Source organism: Sphingorhabdus sp., from assembly GCF_044374345.1.
GTDB lineage: Bacteria > Pseudomonadota > Alphaproteobacteria > Sphingomonadales > Sphingomonadaceae > Sphingorhabdus_B.
On sequence record NZ_JBILOS010000037.1, the window covers coordinates 1 to 19,547 of the forward strand.

Consider the following 19,547-nt stretch of genomic DNA (forward strand, 5'->3'; position numbering starts at 1 on the left):
GCAGGCGTTGATAGCTGGCTGGAAAGCCCCAAGGACGTTATCGCACGAAAATTGATGGAGAAGGTCGCCGATGAGCTCGCAAAAAGTTGAAGTGCGCGTCAAGCGCCTGAACCATGGCGCGGGCTTGGCTTTGCCTGCATATGCGACATCGGGCGCGGCCGGCATGGACATTTGCGCCGCCGAAAGCCTGAACCTGCGCGCTGGCAAGCGCCATGCGGTCGCAACCGGCTTCGCCTTTGCCATTCCCGATGGATATGAAGTGCAGGTGCGCCCGCGTTCGGGCCTTGCGCTGAAGCATGGGATCACCTGCCTCAACACACCCGGAACCATCGACAGCGATTATCGTGGCGAAGTGAAGGTCATTTTGGCCAATCTGGGCGAAGATGATTTCATGATCAACAAAGGCGACCGGATTGCACAGATTGTGGTGGCACCTGTCACCCACGGCCACTTGGTCGAGGTGGATGACTTGGACGAAACCGTGCGCGGCGCTGGGGGTTTCGGTTCAACAGGCGTATGACGCTTAACGATCAACAGCTTGACCGTTATGCCCGCCACATTGTGTTGCGTGATATTGGCGGCGCGGGTCAAAGCAAATTATTGTCGAGCCATGTCCTGCTCATTGGCGCGGGCGGCATTGGCTGTCCGGCAATCCAATATTTGGCAGCAGCAGGCGTCGGAACGATCAGCGTTGTCGATGATGATGATGTGGCGCTGTCCAATCTCCAGCGTCAAATTTTATACAGCGACCGCGATATCGGCACCGCAAAAGTGGAAGCGGCTGGCGCGGCAGCGGCGCGGCTAAACCCCGACATCACATTCAACGCGCTTCTGCAGCGGATTGGCAAAGACACCAGCGCCGACATTCTCGCGGGCGTCGATGTGGTGATCGATGGCAGCGACAATTTTACAACGCGCCTGATCGTCAATGACCTGTGCCTTGCGGCCAAGGTGCCCTTGGTGAGCGCCGCGATTGGGCAGTTTCACGGACAGATTGGCACATTCACAGGATGGCAGGCAGACGCGCCATGCTATCGCTGCTTCGTCGGTGATGCACATGATCCCGATGATTGCGACGATTGCGCCACACAAGGCGTTCTGGGCGCGATGTGCGGGCTTATGGGTAGCTTCGCCGCGATGGAGGCAATACGCGCGCTCACGGGCTTTGGAGAGCCGCAGCAGGGCAAGCTACACCTGTTCGACGGACTGACACCATCGATGCGGTCCATCAAATTGCCCAAAGACCCGGCCTGCTCCAGCTGCGGCGGATTAACCGCCTAAGAGTTCCTCCACCCATTTTGGAACAAGCTCCGTCGCTGGGCCATGGCGCGATTCATTGAACCAAGAACTGCCATGCGATGGTTCAAGGTTCAGCTCCAATGTGGCGATGCCGTTTTGACGCGCTTCACGCACAAGGCCGGCGGCGGGATAGACTGCGCCTGACGTTCCGATGCTGACGAACAAATCAGCCCGGTTCAGTGCGTGGTAGATATGACCCATGCGGTAGGGCATTTCGCCGAACCAGACGATGTCCGGCCGCAATTGGCCAGATATGCCGCACGATGGACAGGCCGGTCGGTCAATCAATGTGCCACGCCAGCCATGGCGTACATCGCACGCGGTGCACCAGGCGTTCAGATGCTCCCCATGCATATGCAGCAGGCGTTTGGTCCCTGCCCGTTCGTGCAAATCGTCGACATTCTGGGTCACCAAAAGCAAATTGCCGCTCCATTCGGCATCGAGCCGCGCCAGCGCGTAATGCGCGGCATTTGGCTCCACCTGCTGAATGCGTTCGCGGCGCATATCGTAGAAACGCAGCACAAGGTCGGGGTCGCGGGCAAAGGCTTCCGGCGTTGCGACATCCTCAACCTTATGCTGTTCCCACAATCCACCTGCACTGCGAAACGTATCAATACCGCTCTCGGCGCTGACACCTGCTCCCGTCAGAATGACGATGTTTTTGATTTGGCGATCCACATTTGCTCCTTCACCGTCCCGGTGCGGCTACGTCGTACACAGCACAACTTGTTTCGGCTCCCTAATATAGTAAGACCCTGAAACAATATCAGGGTGACGGTTATGAAAATAGGTATCATTGGCAGTGCGGGCCGCATGGGGCAGGCTTTGGTCGACGCAATTGCGGCGGATGGTCAGGCATATGCAGGCGGCGTCGACAAAGGCGATGATCTTGCCGCTTTGGTTGCGTCATCTGATGTACTCGTCGATTTTTCCAGCCCGCATGCGATTGAGGCGAACCTTGATGCATGCGTTGCTGCGGGCAAACCAATCGTCATTGGCACCACCGGACTGGAGGAACGCCACCATTTCCTGATTGATGATGCAGCGCGCGACATTCCGGTTTTGCAGACGGGCAATACCTCATTGGGCGTAACCATGCTGTCAGCGCTCGTGCAACAAGCCGCACGCCAATTGGGTGACGATTGGGATATCGAAATATTGGAGATGCACCACCGGCATAAGGTCGATGCGCCGTCCGGCACCGCCCTGCTGCTGGGCGAAGCCGCAGCCAGCGGACGCGGCATTGACCTAAAGCAACATAGCGACCGCGGCCGCGACGGGATTACCGGCGCGCGCAAAGCGGGGGACATTGGTTTTGCATCCTTACGTGGCGGCAGCGTCGCAGGGGACCATCATGTTATTTTCGCGTCCGAACATGAACGGATCGAGCTGGTCCATCGCGCTGAAACCCGCGCGATATTCGCGCGCGGCGCGGTAAAAGCCGCAACATGGCTGACGCGGCAAAAAGCCGGCCGGTTCACTATGCAAGAAGTGCTTGGTCTTTGAAAAAGGCAGATATCTTCGAATTTTACCACCGGCTGGCAGAAGCGAACCCTGCGCCTGAAACCGAGCTGGCATATGGCAATGCCTATCAATTGCTCGTTGCGGTCACTTGCTCTGCCCAATCGACCGATGTCGGCGTGAACAAAGCCACCAAGGCATTGTTTGCGGAGGTCAAAACGCCCGCGCAGATGGTGGCGTTGGGGCTAGAAGGGCTGAAGGCGCATATCAAAACCATTGGGCTGTTTAACAACAAAGCCAAAAACGTGATTGCCCTGTCCGAGATATTGGTCCGCGACCATGCAGGCGAAGTTCCTGCCGACCGCGACGCGCTTGAGGCGCTGCCCGGCGTTGGACGAAAGACCGCAAATGTTGTGATGAACACGGCCTTTGGCGCAGAGACCTTTGCCGTCGATACCCATATCTTCCGTGTCGGCAACCGGACCGGCATCGCGCCGGGCAAAACCGTTCTGGCCGTTGAAAAGGCGCTTGATAAGAAAACCCCGCAACCGTTTCGCGTTGGCGCGCATCATTGGCTGATCCTGCACGGCCGATATATCTGCAAGGCGCGCACGCCGGAATGTTGGCGCTGTCCGGTCGCGGACCTGTGCCGCTTCAAACCCAAAACAGCGCCGCCCAAAATCAAGTCAGCTACAGTTCAGACTGGCACCGTTAAATCAGCCGAGTAATATGGGAGAGCAAACATGCGTAAAATACTGCTAATCATTCCTGCTGTTGCTTTGCTTTCGGGTGGCGGTGCGATTGCGCTTTCCGGCAATAAAGCGCCCGAACCCGTCCGCGCAGTCGGCGAACCAAAAAGCTGCGTCACGATATCGCAGATACGGTCAACGAAAGTCATCGATAGCCGCACTATCGATTTCCGCATGGCGGGCGGCAAGACCTATCGCAACACCCTGCCACAAAGCTGCCCCGGTTTGAAATTCGAGGAGCGTTTTTCCTACCGATCGTCAATCAACCAATTGTGCAGCGTCGATATTGTGCATGTTTTGCACGACCAAGGCGGCCGACTATATGAAGGTGCAGGATGCGGCCTTGGCAAGTTTCAGCAGATAGAGAAGCTTAGCGGCAAATAGCGGCTGACAATGTTGACTACTACGTCATCCTGAACTTGTTTCAGGATCTTAATAACGACCCATCTAGGAAGTAAGATCCTGAAACAAGTTCAGGATGACGAGCGCGTGAGGCGTATCGAACCTAAATTGAAGCCCTACTTCCCAGTCCAATTCCCAGGCCGCTTTTCGACAAACGCGGACATGCCCTCTTTCTGATCTTCCGTACCGAACAGACCGTGGAACAGGCGGCGTTCGAATACGACACCTTGCTGCAATGTTGTTTCGAATGCGGCGTTGACCATTTCCTTGCATGCCAGCGCAGCCAAGGGCGCCATGGCGGCAATCGCTGTCGCGGTCTTGATGGCTTCGTCGACAAGCTCGGCCGCTGGAACGACCTTTGCGACCAACCCAGAACGTTCGGCCTCATTTGCGTCCATCATGCGGCCCGTCAGGCACATTTCCATCGCCTTGGCCTTGCCAATCGCACGCGTTAGCCGCTGAGAACCACCCATGCCGGGGGTGACCGCGAGTTTGATTTCAGGTTGCCCGAATTTTGCATTGTCGCCGGCAATGATAAAGTCGGCCATCATGGCAAGTTCACACCCGCCGCCAAGCGCAAAGCCGTTCACGGCCGCGATCCATGGTTTGCGGGTCGCGGTCACGCGGTCATAGCCTGCAAAAAAGTTGCCGCCATACATGTCTGCAAAGGACTGGCTTTGCATTTCCTTAATGTCCGCGCCCGCAGCAAATGCCTTCTCGCTGCCAGTCAGCACGGCACAACGTTGGCTGTCATCGGCATCGAAAGCCGCAAATGCGGCAATGAGATCCGCCAGCACTTGGCTGTTCAACGCGTTCAACGCCTGCGGACGATTGAGCGTGATGAGCGTCACCGCGCCGCGTTGTTCGACCAATATCGTTTCGTAGCTCATAGGGGCTTCCATTCTTCTTGTGCGGGTAATGGGGCAAAGATCGCATCGATCAGCGCGTCCGTAACGCCTTCGGCTGTCGCGGGATCCCATTTAGGTGCATTGTCTTTGTCGACGATCACGGCCCGCACGCCTTCAGCGAAGTCTGGGCGCACGATAACCCTGCTCGCGATGCGATATTCCATGGCCATATTATCGGCAAAGTCGTTGAGCTTTAGGCTCTCGGCCAATTGGCGCAGTGCAACTTTACAGGTTTGCGGGCTTTTGGTCCGCAAAGTCGCCAGCTCTTTCATCGCCCAATCGCTTCCATCGCCTTCCAAGCTCGACAGAATATCTTCTAGCTTGTCCGACGCAAAATGGCGGTTGATCTGGACTATTGTCTCAACGATTTTGGAAGCGGGCGGCGTGACCGATAAGGTTCCCAATATGCCGTCAATCCGATCTACATCCTCGGTCGCGATCCGCGACTTCGCCTCGGCAAGAACATGGCTCGTCAGATAATGTGTCGCCAGTCCAAGCGATAAACAACCTGCCCCTGCGATACGCGCGCCGGTAAGCGCCAGAAACTGGCCAACACGTCCCTCAAGCCGCGAAAGATACCATCCGCCGCCGACATCGGGAAACAAGCCAATGCCGGTTTCAGGCATGGCAAATTTTGTGTTCTCGGTCGCCACGCGGAACCGCGCAGGCTGGCTGATGCCAACGCCGCCACCCATGGTGATACCGTCCATGAACGCCACAACAGGCTTGGGATAGGTGAACAGCAAATGGTTGAGCTGATATTCGTCGTGGAAAAACTTGCGCCCGGATTTGCCACCATCATTCATGGCCGAATTGCGCAAAAAGGCGATGTCGCCCCCCGCACAAAAACCGCGCCCGTCGGCATGATCAATAACCACGCACTTCACCGCAGGATCGTCGCGCCATTCCAGCATGGCCTGGGTCATGGCATGCACCATCGGCAAAGTCAGCGCGTGGAGCGCCGATGGCCGGTTCAAACTAATGAAACCTGCATGACCCTTGACTTTAATTAGAACATCATCGGTCATTGGCGTAATAAATCCCGGCCAATAATCATGCGCATGACCTGATTGGTGCCTTCCAAAATCGAATGCACCCGCAAGTCGCGCCAGAAGCGCTCAATGGGATAATCGCGTAAATAGCCATAGCCGCCGAAAAGCTGCAGCGCCTTGTTCACTATCTCGCTTCCGCTGTCGGTCGACAGCCGCTTCGCCATCGCGGAAAAGCGGGACTTGTCGGGTGCGTTCGCGGTGACCTTGGCAGCAGCGATGTAAAGCAACGCCCGCGCGGCTTCCAAATCGGTGGCCATGTCGGCGAGCATGAATTGCGTATTCTGAAAATCGGCAACGGGTTGGCCAAATTGCTGCCGCTCTTTGGTATAGGCAATGGTTTCGTCGAGGCAACGTTGCGCACCGCCAAGCGAGCAAGCCCCGATGTTCAAGCGTCCGCCGTCCAAGCCCATCATCGCAAAACGGAAACCATCCCCCTCTGCGCCCACGCGATTGGCAACCGGCACGCGGCAATCTTCGAAGATCACTTGCGCCGTGGGCGACGCATTCCAGCCAAGCTTTTTCTCCGGTGCGCCGAAGCTCAAGCCCGGCGTATCCTTGTCGACCACAAGGCACGTAACACCCTTGGTCTTTTCCTCGCCGGTCCGGACCATGACAACATAGACGTCATTATAACCAGCGCCGGAGATGAACTGCTTGGTACCGTTTACGATATAATGGTCACCATCGCGACGCGCGCTTGTTTTCAGCGCCGCTGCGTCCGAACCGCTGCCGGGTTCCGTCAGGCAGTAGCTTGCGATTTTCTCCATCGACACAAGGTCAGGCAAATAACGCGCCTTAAGCTCCGCGCTTCCAAAGCAATCGATCATCCACGCAGCCATATTATGGATCGAAATGAAGGCACTTGTGGTGGGGCAGCCATAGGCCATCGCTTCCATGATCAACGCAGCTTCCAACCGTCCAAGGCCAGTGCCACCCGATTCTTCGGACACGTAAATGGCGCCAAAGCCAAGTTCGCCCGCCGCTTTCCAGACATCGACCGGATAATGCGACTTTTCATCCCATTCGGCAGCAAAGGGCGTAATCGCGTCCGCGGTGAATTTGCGCGCCATGTCTTGGATGGCGATCTGATCGTCCGTCAATTCAAATTGGTTTTGCATGCCCCCGCCGTAGCATCGCGTTTTTCAGTTATCCAGCCATTAGCTTCGGGCAGCACACATATCGCGTCACCGGGCAAATCCAATGGCACAATGATGGGTGCGATCCGCAGTGAAACCGCGCCCTTCGTAAAAAAGTGGCGTCGCCCAAAAAAAACTTGGCGCGATGCCGCTCCGCCTGCTAACCGACCGCCACAAGCACCCATAGCTCAGCTGGATAGAGCGCTGCCCTCCGAAGGCAGAGGCCAGAGGTTCGAATCCTCTTGGGTGCGCCATTTAAATCATTGATATATAACAATATTTAAACGCAACGATGTGCCAGTTGCGGATTAAATAGCGCTTTTTAGCTATGCACAAATCGTGCACACAACCCAAAAATACATCATAAGTTATTGATTTATTACGATTATTTTAATCGCTAAGCGCCCTCCGAAGGCTAGCGGCAAAGGCTGGGATTATTCAGACACCCGAAGGGTTATATGTCTCTTGGATGTTGCGGTTTTCGATCCGCCGAAAAGTGTACTGATACATCTGCGGATCACTCAGAATCAGTTCCGCATTTGATGAACCAAGTGGTCCACTCTTTAAAATTTGAACAACCTTGACGCCTAGCTCACTATCGGCACCTTTCGGCAGAACTAGCGCATAGAATTTCAGATCTTTGTCAGATGATGCCCCCTTATCGCCAGTTGCTCCTCTGCGGCCACTAATTTGGCCAGTCGCCCGATCTACGACATCCAGTTTGTAACCAGCCTCTTTAAACACGGCAACCGTCCGATCAAAAGTTTCTTCGATCGGCATAGAGTAGGTAAATCGCTGATAGTTGCTATCCAAGCTAAAGATCGACCGATCTGGCTGAAGGGCGGCACCGCCAGCGCAGGCACTAATCATCGCAACTGGAACAAGAATTGCGCTAAGCCGCAACAGACTAACCAAATTCGCTCTCCTAATGAACACTGTCCAAACTATTAACCTCACGGCCGAGTACGTCAACTTCAATTAACTTCAGCATCCGTCAGCGGTCTTCGTGAACGCAATCTGTTTACGCCAACAATCGTCATATTTTATTATTTCGGCCTCTTTAAAGGGCCATCAAATGAATAGTGGAGCGTTGTGCCACAGACAAACAAAGGAGGCTCAAAAAATTGATCTAACTATTTGTAAAACCAGTATAAAATGCCCAATTTTGCACAGCTAAAAAATGCACAAATCGTGCACACAACCCAAAAATTTACCACAAGTTGTTGATTTATAATGGTTATTTTAATCTTTAGATGCCCTCCGAAGGCAGAGGCCAGAGGTTCGAATCCTCTTGGGTGCGCCATTGATACAGCCTTTTGCCTCGGTTTTGCGCGATGCGCACTCAAAAGAATGTACGCGCTGCCAGAGCCGCTGCATCTGCAAAAAACATGGCAGATCGGGTCTGGTAAATCTTTATGGTTAAGTTACATTGAATGTAAGCGCCACAATGAGTAGGGCCAGTACAGCCTATTGACAGGAATAACGGGGACTTTTCATGCACGTCAGCGGCTCAAACGGAGAGTTGACCTTCAAACGAATTCCGAAAGGATGCACGGTTCTCGTCGTTGACGACGACCCGGCTTGCCTGGATGAATACCGCGATACAATCGTCAATCTGGGCTACCATGTGGTCTGCGCAAGCAATGCGTCGGAAGCGCTCAAGAAGATTTCGGATTCCGAAGATATCGGCATTGTGCTGACCGATTTGGAAATGCCGAGCATGAACGGCATCTCGCTGCTGTCCGAAATTGCGGAACGCTTTAAACCAAATCGGCCGATAGTGACGCTGGTGATAACGGGCCATTCAAGCCTGGAAGTTGCCACCATGGCGATGCAAACGCAGGCGACTGATTTACTCAGCAAGCCTGTATCTATGGATCATTTGGCGACCGCATTGCGGCGCGCGTCTGCCAATCATTCCGTCTTGGCCAACCGGTTCCAAATCACGGAACTTACCAAGCTACTGAATCCGCATGCTGTGCAGGACGATATCGATCACGACGCGACGCCAACGCACGACGATTTGCAAGGTTTCATCCGGCTGCTGTTGAAGCTCCAACATAATAAATCGAAATATTTCGACCCCGCTGTGCTGAGCGGTCCTTCATGGGAAATATTGCTGGACCTCGCAGAAGCAAGCCTACGCGGCGAGCCTGTGCCCGCATCAAGCGCATCGGCAACCACCCTCGTCCCGCTCACCACCGCACTGCGTCATGTCAACAATCTGGTTGAGGCTGGCCTGGTCAAACGCTGGACTGACCCAACGGATAAACGCCGCACATTGCTGGAGCTGGAGCCTGATGCCAAAGCGGCCATGCAGCGCTATCTGGAAAACGCTTGGAAGCTGAAGGCACAAGCCGGTTAATCGGGCAGAAGATTTCGTTTAGACTGCGGATGCGACAAGACGGAGCAGATCGTCGCTATCCATCGGTTTGCGGATGAACATCCAGCCAGGTTCAAGCGATGCCGAATCGGGCACATAGCCGCTCATCAATATCGTCTTGATGGATGGCTGGCAGCGATTGGCCTGCTTGGCGATTTCCGTGCCGGTTTTCCCGGGCATAACAATATCGGTCAGCAATAGATGATAGGTCTGCTGCTCCAGTGCCTGCATGGCCTGTTCCCCTGACGCGCATGGGGTAACCACATAGCCCTCCGCCTCCAGCATTTCGGCCAGCGCCTCAAGCGCGTAAGGTTCGTCCTCGACCAAAAGTATGTGCCGCGTACCAATGGCTGGCGTGTCCGCGGACTCCCCGAATTTAGGTGCCGTTTGGGCCTCGGCGGACGGGTTTGCCAAGGGCAGATGAAGGTGCACCGTGGTTCCCGCGCCGACCTGCGATTCTAGCCAGACGTCACCGCCCATTTCCTTCGCAAAATCCCGGACAGATGCAAGGCCAAGGCCGGTTCCCTTTGGCTTTGATGAGAATAACGGTTCAAACGCGCGTGAAAGTAACGCTTCACTCATTCCGCTACCGCTGTCAGCGACGCAAATGGCAATATATGCGCTTGGTTCCGTGTCACTGCTGTCCGATTTGCGGGTGGAAAGACCGTGCGCGACAGATGTTGAAAGCGATATCCGTCCGCCATGCGGCATCGCCTCGCGAGCGTTGATGAGCAGGTTAATAATGCAGTTCAGAAAACCATTATAACTGATCACGCTTTCGCAAGAGCCAGCCTGTAAATCGATATCAAGGCTAATGCCCGAGCCCACAACGCTGTTTAAGAAGGTATCATTTTCCCGAATGAGGTCGTCGATGATGATGGGCAGCAATGTATCTGTTTGCTGCTGCGACAGTTTCATCAGCGACTGCGTGATGTTCGATCCGCGCGCAGCTGTTTCCCGAATTATCTGGGCAAGATTGCTGATTTTTTCGTCATGGCCAAATTTGCGGAGCAACCGGTCAGCATTCAACCTGATGATGGAGAGCAAATTGTTAAAGTCATGTCCCATATAGCCTGCGACCCGGCCTGTTCGCTCTAGAAGGCTGGCGCTGCGCTCTCGTTCATGGGCCAACTCAATCGCGGTTGCTTGCGACTCTTCAAGCATGGCCCGCTGCAACGAGATCAGCATCGTACTGAGCACCACAGGGTCGGCATAACCGAAGTCGTTCAGATACAAGGTGCCATTGTTCATCGATTCCTCGGACAGAACATGCCGTACGGCCAAGATACAGCCCGTTTTGTCAAAAACCGCTGCACCGAATAAATGGGTGCTTCCACAATGCGAAACGAGCCGGATCGGCTTAACGCTCTGCGGATTGTCAAAAAATTGCTCGATATCCGTATGAATAAATTCAAACACATCCGTGCATCGCATGCCAACCCGGATATTTGGCAAATGTTCAGCCACCGATGGACCGATGGCTTTAATATAAAGCGACGAGTCCAGGCGCAGATATGCTGGCAGGAGGCTGGCAAGCTGCTGCTCCGTAAATGTCAGCAGCACGCGTCAACTTCCGTCTTGATATTGAAGTTCAAAGACAATCACATTTGCCTTACGGTCGGCGATTTTCACGTCGCCGGTCGCACCAAAGCGTGTAATTAAACCATCGAACAGCCCCAGAACAAATGGCTCCAAACCTGTGCGATCCGAACGATATTCCACCATCAGCCGCCCGGGTGTCTTCGATACTGTGGTGAATGAGGGCAAGACCGCGCCGGGCATAGCTGCGCCCACCGCAAGATGTAATCTGTCCAGATTTTCAATGAAACTGGCCAAATCTTGACCTGTGAAATTCATAATCGACGCGAGCGAACCGCGCTCGGCATATTTAATCCAGTAACGCCCAAATTCGAAAAGACAGACATCAACGGATAAGTTCAACCGCGCTGACGCCTCCGAAATGATAGCGATGGTCAGGGCGTCATCATACACCATACCCGTGAGCAGTTCGGTTGGCCCGATACCCAGCTTATGTTCGAGAGCGAGCCAGGCGTCTTCACCCAACTCATCAAAAACCATCTGCCGCACAGCCCGATGAATCATGCCATACATAATGATTCCCCCTTAACTTTCGCGAGGCATGCCGTCATTTTCATCGCGCCTTCTTAAATCCTGCAAAAGCTTGGTAGCGCGCACGACTTGTTCTTCAATACGCACCATTTTCTCAATGAGGTAATCAGAATCCTCGCCTGGACGATTTGAAATCCTTGCGCGAATATTACCACAAGACAACCTTATGATGTTTAACGGTTGCATGATTTCATGCAACGTCTTGCTGTCCAGCTCATTAAGTGATTTCATCGAATTAACCGCAGATTGTATAAAAATTTATGAATTTCGGAGCGCGTAATAGGCTGTGGCGGCGGATTCTGCAAACAAATGTCGATTCCTGCGGAATACGAACGCGCTCTGAACGTGCTGCTATAACCGAGCAAGCGGCGCCTCATGCAATGCAGCTGCGCCGAAATACCATCTAACATTATCGGGGTGGGCGTCGCCCGTGGCGAAACCGAAAACTGCGCTTAAGACGCGATTGCCAGGTCGTTAGCGTCGTCAGTCAGCAAAATACGCTGAATTTCCTGTTTCGTTTCCTCAGTCAGTTCCAGATACACGCGGCGCTGGTCGCGCGGGTCGAAGCGCCGGACAATGATATTTCGTTCGGTCATAATCGCAATGTGCCGCAGCGCTGTTGTGACAGGCGAAAATGACGCGCGGCAAGCGCTGGAAACGCCCGTGTCCAAACCGGAATGTTGCCGAACAAACAGGTCCAAAAGAATGAACCAAGCAGGGTCAGCAAACAGGTTTGCAGCTACAGCAAACCGCGAGCGGCGCTTGGCGATTTCGATCAGGTCAACGGCCTTTTTCACTGCCAGAGTCGTTGCAACATCGGCTGAATTGGAAACGTCGTCAAATATAGTTGAATCATGCGCGTCCGCCTGAACGGCGAGCAGCATCTTTTCCAGCTGCTTTCGCGTGAACTGGATGGGGACCTCGAAAGTGCGGACCTGGTCGTCGATGTTTACATCATCTTGATATTCGACCATTTTTCTTACCGGACACAGACAAAATAAACCTCGTGGAGCTTTCCCAGCCATCCACCAAGGTGATGAAAAATACCGAATCTTACCAACTAAGCATCGATGCGGCGCGCGCTTATCGCTTCGGTTGTGCGCCCTTGAGGTTCGCAAAGAAAATTGCACGGCATATCACCACCGTTACGAAAGCAAATATAACCATTTTGCCACTATTTATCATTTTACGATTATATTACAGATACTTATTCTCAACCGTAACCTCATTTGGTTACAATAGTTAGCAAAGTATCATAGGGCACGCGATGATCGGGCCTTCATCGAGATCGACGGCAACATGTCGTGCGCTTGCCCCGACCATTGGACATCATGATTATCCGAGCAACAATGGCGCAAGCTTCGCGCGTTGCCATGCAGCATCGCCAAATTGAGAAGCGTGGAATATCGCGGCACGGCGGTGTAACCCGGCGTCGCAATCATGGGTAAAACCAAAGCCGCCGTGGAACTGGATCGCGCGGTCTGCGGCAAAGCTGTAGGTCCCATCTGCGGCGGCTTTCGCCATCCGCACGGCGATTTCGCCCATCCCCTGATCGCTGAAACTGTTCGCGGCGCTGTACAAATGCGACCGCGCTTTTTCATAGTCGACATAAGCGTCAACCGTGGGATGTTTGAGCGCCTGATACTCGCCAATGATTTTGCCGAATTGTTTGCGCGTCTGCAGATAGCTGACGGTGTAATCGATCACGCTTTGCGCGCCGCCGCACATTTCGGCGCTCTGCAACAGATTGGCCGCCTGTTCGACATGCGCCAATGTAGACGCAGCGCGCGCGACGTCCAGCAATGCGGTGCGGGGCACCGACAGACCATCGAGTGACACCGCAAAGCTGCGCTTGGTTTCGTCAATGATGGATTCGCGGCGCAGGCGGCCAGCAACATCATGTGCGGTCAACGCGACAAGCGCTGGTTTTCCATCCAACATGACCGATGCAATAATAACATCCGCGCTTTGCGCCCACAGCACAAACAGCTTTTCGCCTAACAACAGGATGTTGTCGCCATCAACCTTGGCCGTCGCGGTGATGTTCAGCAGATCCCAGTCGCCATGCGCTTCGGATAGCGCGAGCGAACCAATGGCCCCTTCGGCAAGCTTTGGCAGCCATTCCGCGCGCTGCGCTTCGGTGCCGCCAGCGATGAGCGCTTGCGCAGCCAGCGTGGATGCGACCAACGGCGACGCCATCAAATGCCGTCCCATTTGTTCCACCACCGGTACGACTTCAGCCATGGTCAGCCCGACGCCATTATGTGCTTCCGGAATAGCAATGGCCGTCCAGCCCAAAGCCGCAATTTCAGCCCAGATGTCCGCGTCATAGCCAAGATCGCTTTCCATCAACTTGCGGACGCGATCGATTGGTGATTTGTCGCGACAAAAGGTCGTCGCCACATCCAGCAACTCAATCTGCTCTTCGCTATATCCTAAGCCAGGCATCTGCATGTCATTCTCTCCTCGCGCCGTTACATCCTCTATGGCGCGAGGCGATGGACAAAATCAAGGCGATTTAACCGACCAGTTAAACAGCGCCTTATGCCTGTTCGAGGACTTTGCGGCCTGCGCGGACTTTCATTTTGTGGCCCGGCTTCGTGGCGAGCGAAATGTCTTTCACCGTTTGCATGAACACCCATTCGTTGGTCGCAGCCTGCGGCGTGAGCGCCAAATGCATGTAACCACGGTTGGATGTGTCCACCCAGCGCAATTCCTGCTTATTGCCTTCAAGCAGTCCGCGCGCGACAGTGGACGGGTCCGTCCCTTGCGTTGCGCTTTCAAAGCCGGGTGAAGACACGCTGTGGCCGCCAAATTCTACGCCTGCGGGCTTGCCACCTTCCGGCAGGTCATATGCCCATCCGTTATGGCTGTCGCCCGTGATGACGACAAGATTGGCATCGGCGCGCTGCGCAGCGGCCAATATGCGTGAACGCGCCGCTGGATATCCGCCCCAATTGTCGAGATTGTAAGGCAGGCCTGCCTTTGCCGCAGCGATGCCTTGGCGCACAAAGTTACGTGTGCGTTCGGGCGCATCTTTCGGGAACCAGTCAATGGCGGATTCCGGGGTGTAGTTATAGCCCATGTTGGTTCCCGACCCCAGGACAGTCCAGGTCGCTTTGTTGCGACCTATGCTGCGCGACAGCCATGCTTCCTGCTCCGAACCAAACATGGTCATCGACGGATCTCGCCATGCGCCATCGCGAAACTCGGCAAACGCCTTTGCCGGGTCTGCCGCGCGCATCAGGTCGCCATGAAAATAAGGCTTTGAACGCGCAACCGCTCGCGTATCCGTGCGGTAATATGTAGCAAGGTCGCCGATGGCATATTCTTTCCACGGCTGTTCGCCAACGGGAAGCCATTCGCGCCACACCTGCATCGCCGCGTTGCGCCGCGCGTTCCAGTCACCTTCGTCTACGCTGTGATTCTGCGCGCCGCCTTCCCAGCTGTCATTTGCCGTTTCATGATCATCGGTGTTCACGATCATCGGGAAATTGGCGTGCAGTGCCTGCAATTGCGGATCAGCCCGATAGCTGGAATAGCGCAAGCGATAATCCGCCAAAGTCAGAATTTCATCAGCGGGAAAAATGCGCGCCGCAAATTTCGCGCCGCCATCATAACCCCCGCGTCCATATTCATAGATATAGTCACCCATATGCAGCACAAGGTCGATGTCCTTGCGCGCCGCGGCATGGCCATATGCGTTGAATTCGCCAAAGCCCAAGTTCGAGCATGAAAAAACTGCGATGTTGAAATTGGATGTTTTGCCAACGGGCAATGTCTTCGTACGGCCAATGGGCGATATACTACCGTCGGGCGCAATGAAGCGGAACCAATGCCATTTACCGGGCGCGAGATTATCGACTGTAATCTTCACGGTGTGGTCGCGCCATGGACCCGTTACCATTTGACCGCCGCCCGCGATTTTCAAGAAATCCTGGCTTTCGGAAATTTCGACGCGGACTTTGGATGGACCGCCGGTCGGGTTTACATAACGTGTCCACAAAAGCACGGAATCGGGGCCAGGCTCACCACTGGCAACATTATGCGTAAAACCGGTAAGGCCAAGCAGCGTCTGCGCCATAGCGGCTCCACCCGGCAGCAATAAGCCACCAATGCCAAATCCCGCCGTTGCCAACAAATTGCGGCGATTGATAAAAAATGACATCCCGTGCTCCCCCGATGATCCGATTCAATATTGCGTGTATCGCGCTAGTCAGTTGCTGTTGCAACCGTGTGACATGAAATCGATTCATGCCCGTTGATGATATATGAAGCGGTCACAATTGCGTGCGCAGCGACCATAGTTCCGGAAAAGCGCGCTTGGACAGGGTGCTGTTCAAATAGCTGACACCCGCCGTCCCGCCAGTTCCGGTCTTACCGCCAATGATACGCTCCACCGTCAGGACATGCTTGTGCCGCCACGTCGCCATTGCATCGTCCAGATCGACAAGCTTTTCAGCCAGCTGGTACAATTCCCAATATGTGTCGGGGTTGCGATAGACCGTGAGAAACGCGGCTTCGATCTCTGGCGAAAACACATGTGCTTGGCTCCAATCGCGTTCCAGCAACGCGTGCGGTATGTCGAACCCCGCGCGTGCCAAAGCGGCAATGGCATCATCCCAAATGCTTGGATTGATAAGCGCGTCCGTCATGGCCGCATGCGCATCTGGCCGGTCCTCCTGATATTTCAGAAAAGCCGACGCTTTGAGGCCAAGCAAATATTCCACGGTGCGAAACTGGTCCGATTGAAAGCCGGAGCTTGGCCCAAGGACATGGCGAAATCGTGTATATTCCGACGGCGTCATCGTCGACAACACGTCCCAGCTGAGCGTCATCACCGCCTGAATACGGCTGACACGCGCTAACGCCTTATAGGCAGGCACCAGCGCATCGTTCTGAATTTGCGATCGCGCCAGTTGAAGCTCGCGGATGATCTGCTTCAGCCACAGCTCTTTGGTTTGGTGAATGATGATGAACAGCATCTCATCATCCAGATCGGACTGCGGATCCTGACAATCGAGAAGTCTGTCGAGCGAGAGGTACCGCGCATAGGTCATTGGGGTATCAGTTTGGGATGTATCGGCCATCCCGCAATCTTACCGTTTCAAATGAAACTATCCACCCACTTTTCGGCCAGTGCCTCGGCTTCAGCAACGCTGAACGGCGCGTTGCCTAAACTCAGTTCCAACCACAAGCCATCGACCAAAGCCGTCAGCGCCACCGCGGCCAGCCGTGTATCCTTCGGCGCGTTGGGACAGGCGGATATCAGCCGTTCAATATCTTGCCGGTTTTCGGCGTAAAGCTCATCATGAATTTGTCCGATTATGGGCGTCGTTCGCGAGAGGCTCCAAAAGGCGAGCCATGTGGCGAGCAAACCTGGGTCGGCAATGGGTTCACGAAAACTGGCGGTGATAAACCCCAGCAATCGACCACGCGGGTCTGATTCGGGAACCATAACAACGGCCGCGTGCATCGCTGCCGAAACGCGTGTCCCCGTTGCCCGATATGTTTCCGCGATGAGCGCATCAATTCCATCGAAATAATGCCGCAGCAATCCCGGTGACACGCCAGCTTCCAAGCAGATCACACGCACCGATACGCCCTGCGCCCCATGCGTCCCCAGACAGCGCGCACAGGCCGCGATTAAGGCGTCTCGGCGGGTATCGGCGCTTTCGCGGGTGAAGGCTTGTCGCGCGCTCATGTAGTTGTTATACACTCGTATAACAAGGAGGGCAAGATGTCCGAATCAGACCTGCACATAGAGCGTGATAATCTGGAGGGCTGGAGCCTGCCAGCATGGACCTATGACGATCCTGAATTTGCCGCGCTTGAGGTAGAACGGATTTTCCGTCCTTCATGGCAAGTCGTCTGCCATGTCAGCGATGTCCCAAACATTGGCGACTGGCATAGCCTCGATTATATTGGCGAAAGCGTCATTGTGGTGCGCGGCGCGGATCATGTGTTGCGTGCCTTTACCAATGTCTGCCGCCACCGGGGCAGCCGCTTGGTCGATGGATCGGGCGGATGCGCCAAGAAACTTGTGTGCCCCTATCATGCTTGGACCTATGATCTTGATGGCCGCCTGACGGGTGTTCCGGACAGCGCGTCCTACCCCACTTTGGACAAGGACAAAGCGGGTCTTGTCGCCGTCGACATGGAAATTTGGCGTGGCTTTGTTTTTGTCCGCCTGGAAAGTGGCGGCCCTTCGGTAGCCGACATGATGGCGCCTTATGAAGACCAAGTCGCACCTTATCGTTTCGAAGAACTCTCGGCACTTGGCCGTGTGACGATGCGACCGCGGGCTGTGAACTGGAAAAATGTCGGCGACAATTATTCCGATGGGCTTCACATTCCGGTGGCGCATCCCGGCCTCACCCGGCTGTTCGGCAAAAGCTATGGCATTGAGGCGGAGCCACATGTCGACCGCATGTGGGGCGACCTTGTTGACCGGCCATCGGCCAACTGGTCAGAGCGCGGCTATCAGAATCTGTTACCACCAGTGCCGCACCTACCCGCCGCCAACCAGAAACGCTGGTTGTACTTCAAACTGTGGCCATCAGTCGCGTTCGACATTTATCCCGACCAGGTCGATTTCATGCAATGGCTGCCAACTGGTCCCACCAGCTGCGTGATCCGTGAGATTAGCTATGTCTTACCCGATGACCGCCGTGAAATGCGCGCTGCACGCTATCTCAACTGGCGGATTAACCGCCAAGTAAATGCGGAGGACACCGTCCTCATCACCCGCGTGCAGCAAGGCATGGCTAGCCAAAGCTTTTCCATGGGCCCGCTGTCCGACAAGGAAGTTTGCCTTAAAAGCTTCTGTCGCCAAATTCGAAACATCATTCCCGAGGCGCGCCTTGAACAACGCCCTGCGCAGGGCTGGAGCAAAAAATGACACAAAAATATGACGCACTCATCATTGGCGCTGGCCACAATGGCCTTGTCTGCGCCTTTTATCTGGCGCGCGCTGGTTTAAAGGTCCGTATCGTCGAACGCCGCGATGTCGTGGGCGGTGCAGCCGTGACCGAAGAATTCCACCCCGGTTTCCGCAACTCGGTCGCAAGCTATACCGTCAGCCTGCTTCAGCCCAAGGTCATTTCGGACATGAAACTGGCCGACCATGGCTACCGTGTCATTGAACGCCCGATATCGAATTTCCTGCCACAAGAAGATGGCGGCTATTTGAAACTGGGTGGCGGGCTTGAGCGTACACAGGCCGAATTTGCGCGCTTTTCAAAACATGACGCCGCAGTGCTTCCCGAATATTATGATATGTTGGAAGGCGTTGCCGACGTCCTGCGCGATCTGGCGCTGAAATCGCCGCCCAATGTCGGTGACGGGCTCAAGACATTCATCGACGCTGCCGTGCAGGGACGCGGGCTAATGAAGCTCAACCTGTCGCAGCAACGTGACGTGCTGGAACTGTTCACAAAATCGGCGCGCAGCTTCCTCGACAGCTGGTTCGAAAGCGAAGCGGTCAAGGCGGCGTTCGGTTTCGACGCGGTCGTCGGCAACTATGCCAGCCCGGATACGCCCGGCAGCGCCTATGTTTTGCTGCACCACGTCTTTGGCGAAGTGAACGGCAACAAGGGCGCATGGGGACATAGCATTGGCGGCATGGGCGCGATTACGCAAATCATGGCGAAGGTATGCGTCGCACTTGGCGTGGAAATCAGCCTCGAAGCGCCGGTGTCCCGCGTGCTGGTCGATGGTGAAAAAGTGGCTGGCGTTCGGTTGGAAAGTGGCGAAGAAATCGTCGCCGACCGCGTAATCTCCAACGTTGGGCCCAAGCTGTTGTACGAACGCATGTTCGACGATGCCGATTTGAAACCCGAATTCAAACGCCGCGTAAAAGGGTTCAAGGCGGGCAGCGGCACGTTCCGTATGAATGTCGCGCTTTCCGAACTGCCCAAGTTTACCTGCCTTCCCGAACCCGGCGAACACCATCAATCGGGTATCATCATTGCGCCAACGCTTGATTATATGGACCGCGCGTTTCTTGATGCAAAGCGCGATGGTTG

General features: G+C 54.9%; 21 protein-coding genes and 1 tRNA gene. 9 read left to right on the forward strand and 13 right to left on the reverse strand.

All coding sequences use genetic code 11. From position 1 onward, the window contains the following. Positions 1 to 70: 70 nt before the first annotated feature. Positions 71 to 520 (forward strand): dUTP diphosphatase, encoded by a 450-nt coding sequence (gene dut / locus ACIQ5B_RS05435; protein ID WP_183941711.1) that lies wholly within the window; start codon positions 71 to 73, stop codon positions 518 to 520. Further along, entirely contained in the window at positions 517 to 1,281 is a 765-nt protein-coding gene (locus ACIQ5B_RS05440; protein WP_397598142.1) for a HesA/MoeB/ThiF family protein, read from the forward strand. Before dut ends, ACIQ5B_RS05440 begins: the two co-directional genes overlap by 4 nt. Here the strand turns inward: ACIQ5B_RS05440 and ACIQ5B_RS05445 are convergent. Then, a complete protein-coding gene (locus ACIQ5B_RS05445; protein WP_397598143.1) occupies positions 1,270 to 1,977 on the reverse strand; it encodes an NAD-dependent deacylase in 708 nt (235 codons plus the stop codon). The genes ACIQ5B_RS05440 and ACIQ5B_RS05445 overlap by 12 nt on opposite strands. A 102-nt stretch (positions 1,978 to 2,079) precedes the next feature. Here ACIQ5B_RS05445 and dapB point away from each other — a divergent pair, with 102 nt between their 5' ends. Genes dapB through ACIQ5B_RS05460 form a run of 3 tightly spaced genes read left to right on the forward strand, consistent with a single transcriptional unit; the run spans position 2,080 to position 3,893 of the window. Beyond that, positions 2,080 to 2,805, forward strand: a complete 726-nt coding sequence (dapB, locus tag ACIQ5B_RS05450; RefSeq protein WP_397598144.1) for a 4-hydroxy-tetrahydrodipicolinate reductase — start codon at positions 2,080 to 2,082, stop codon at positions 2,803 to 2,805. Further along, a complete protein-coding gene (gene nth, locus ACIQ5B_RS05455) occupies positions 2,802 to 3,488 on the forward strand; it encodes an endonuclease III (RefSeq protein WP_397598145.1) in 687 nt (228 codons plus the stop codon). The genes dapB and nth overlap by 4 nt, the downstream gene beginning before the upstream one ends. Before the next feature lie 15 nt (positions 3,489 to 3,503). Further along, the gene (locus ACIQ5B_RS05460) at positions 3,504 to 3,893 is read left to right on the forward strand and encodes a hypothetical protein (protein WP_397598146.1); all 390 of its coding nucleotides are present in this window, start codon (positions 3,504 to 3,506) and stop codon (positions 3,891 to 3,893) included. Between the two features lie 134 nt (positions 3,894 to 4,027). Here ACIQ5B_RS05460 and ACIQ5B_RS05465 read toward each other — a convergent pair whose 3' ends face one another. The 3 genes from ACIQ5B_RS05465 to ACIQ5B_RS05475 are packed head-to-tail and all read right to left on the reverse strand — an operon-like array spanning position 4,028 to position 6,989. Beyond that, positions 4,028 to 4,801 carry an enoyl-CoA hydratase gene (locus ACIQ5B_RS05465; protein ID WP_397598147.1) on the reverse strand — a complete coding sequence of 258 codons (774 nt, stop codon included), beginning with the start codon at positions 4,799 to 4,801 and terminating at the stop codon, positions 4,028 to 4,030. Then, on the reverse strand, positions 4,798 to 5,847 hold the full coding sequence (locus tag ACIQ5B_RS05470; RefSeq protein ID WP_397598148.1) for an enoyl-CoA hydratase/isomerase family protein: 1,050 nt from the start codon (positions 5,845 to 5,847) through the stop codon (positions 4,798 to 4,800). The genes ACIQ5B_RS05465 and ACIQ5B_RS05470 overlap by 4 nt, the downstream gene beginning before the upstream one ends. Beyond that, complete coding sequence (locus ACIQ5B_RS05475) at positions 5,844 to 6,989, reverse strand: acyl-CoA dehydrogenase family protein (protein ID WP_397598149.1); 1,146 nt, start codon at positions 6,987 to 6,989, stop codon at positions 5,844 to 5,846. The genes ACIQ5B_RS05470 and ACIQ5B_RS05475 overlap by 4 nt, the downstream gene beginning before the upstream one ends. Positions 6,990 to 7,184: 195 nt before the next feature. Here ACIQ5B_RS05475 and ACIQ5B_RS05480 point away from each other — a divergent pair. Further along, positions 7,185 to 7,261, forward strand: a tRNA-Arg gene (locus ACIQ5B_RS05480). A 184-nt stretch (positions 7,262 to 7,445) separates the two neighbouring features. On the opposite strand, the gene ACIQ5B_RS05485 is transcribed toward ACIQ5B_RS05480, so the two are convergent. Next, positions 7,446 to 7,787: a hypothetical protein gene (locus ACIQ5B_RS05485; RefSeq protein WP_397598150.1), complete on the reverse strand. Its 342-nt coding sequence runs from the start codon at positions 7,785 to 7,787 to the stop codon at positions 7,446 to 7,448. A 715-nt stretch (positions 7,788 to 8,502) separates the two neighbouring features. Here ACIQ5B_RS05485 and ACIQ5B_RS05490 point away from each other — a divergent pair. Then, complete coding sequence (locus tag ACIQ5B_RS05490; RefSeq protein WP_397598151.1) at positions 8,503 to 9,372, forward strand: response regulator; 870 nt, start codon at positions 8,503 to 8,505, stop codon at positions 9,370 to 9,372. An 18-nt stretch (positions 9,373 to 9,390) separates the two neighbouring features. On the opposite strand, the gene ACIQ5B_RS05495 is transcribed toward ACIQ5B_RS05490, so the two are convergent. The 8 genes from ACIQ5B_RS05495 to ACIQ5B_RS05530 all read right to left on the reverse strand — a co-directional run bounded on the left by ACIQ5B_RS05495 (position 9,391) and on the right by ACIQ5B_RS05530 (position 17,224). Next, positions 9,391 to 10,809 (reverse strand): ATP-binding protein, encoded by a 1,419-nt coding sequence (locus ACIQ5B_RS05495; protein WP_397598152.1) that lies wholly within the window; start codon positions 10,807 to 10,809, stop codon positions 9,391 to 9,393. A 147-nt stretch (positions 10,810 to 10,956) separates the two neighbouring features. Beyond that, positions 10,957 to 11,502, reverse strand: coding sequence for a heme NO-binding domain-containing protein (locus tag ACIQ5B_RS05500; RefSeq protein ID WP_397598153.1), 546 nt, complete (start codon positions 11,500 to 11,502; stop codon positions 10,957 to 10,959). 12 nt (positions 11,503 to 11,514) lie between these two features. Continuing rightward, positions 11,515 to 11,751, reverse strand: coding sequence for a hypothetical protein (locus ACIQ5B_RS05505; protein ID WP_395637522.1), 237 nt, complete (start codon positions 11,749 to 11,751; stop codon positions 11,515 to 11,517). A gap of 221 nt (positions 11,752 to 11,972) precedes the next feature. Next, positions 11,973 to 12,650 carry a hypothetical protein gene (locus ACIQ5B_RS05510; protein ID WP_397598154.1) on the reverse strand — a complete coding sequence of 226 codons (678 nt, stop codon included), beginning with the start codon at positions 12,648 to 12,650 and terminating at the stop codon, positions 11,973 to 11,975. Positions 12,651 to 12,855: 205 nt separating this feature from the next. Beyond that, positions 12,856 to 13,974: an acyl-CoA dehydrogenase family protein gene (locus ACIQ5B_RS05515; protein WP_397598155.1), complete on the reverse strand. Its 1,119-nt coding sequence runs from the start codon at positions 13,972 to 13,974 to the stop codon at positions 12,856 to 12,858. 88 nt (positions 13,975 to 14,062) lie between these two features. Continuing rightward, positions 14,063 to 15,688, reverse strand: a complete 1,626-nt coding sequence (locus tag ACIQ5B_RS05520) for an alkaline phosphatase D family protein (RefSeq protein ID WP_397598156.1) — start codon at positions 15,686 to 15,688, stop codon at positions 14,063 to 14,065. Positions 15,689 to 15,800: 112 nt separating this feature from the next. Continuing rightward, positions 15,801 to 16,580, reverse strand: a complete 780-nt coding sequence (locus ACIQ5B_RS05525) for a tryptophan 2,3-dioxygenase (protein ID WP_397598157.1) — start codon at positions 16,578 to 16,580, stop codon at positions 15,801 to 15,803. A 47-nt stretch (positions 16,581 to 16,627) separates the two neighbouring features. Further along, the gene (locus tag ACIQ5B_RS05530) at positions 16,628 to 17,224 is read right to left on the reverse strand and encodes a TetR family transcriptional regulator C-terminal domain-containing protein (protein WP_397598158.1); all 597 of its coding nucleotides are present in this window, start codon (positions 17,222 to 17,224) and stop codon (positions 16,628 to 16,630) included. Between the two features lie 36 nt (positions 17,225 to 17,260). On the opposite strand from ACIQ5B_RS05530, the gene ACIQ5B_RS05535 reads away from it, so the two are divergent. Then, entirely contained in the window at positions 17,261 to 18,421 is a 1,161-nt protein-coding gene (locus tag ACIQ5B_RS05535; RefSeq protein ID WP_397598159.1) for an aromatic ring-hydroxylating dioxygenase subunit alpha, read from the forward strand. Further along, positions 18,418 to 19,547 (forward strand): phytoene desaturase family protein (locus ACIQ5B_RS05540; protein ID WP_397598160.1); only part of this gene is annotated, 1,130 nt, incomplete at its 3' end. The genes ACIQ5B_RS05535 and ACIQ5B_RS05540, both read left to right, overlap by 4 nt.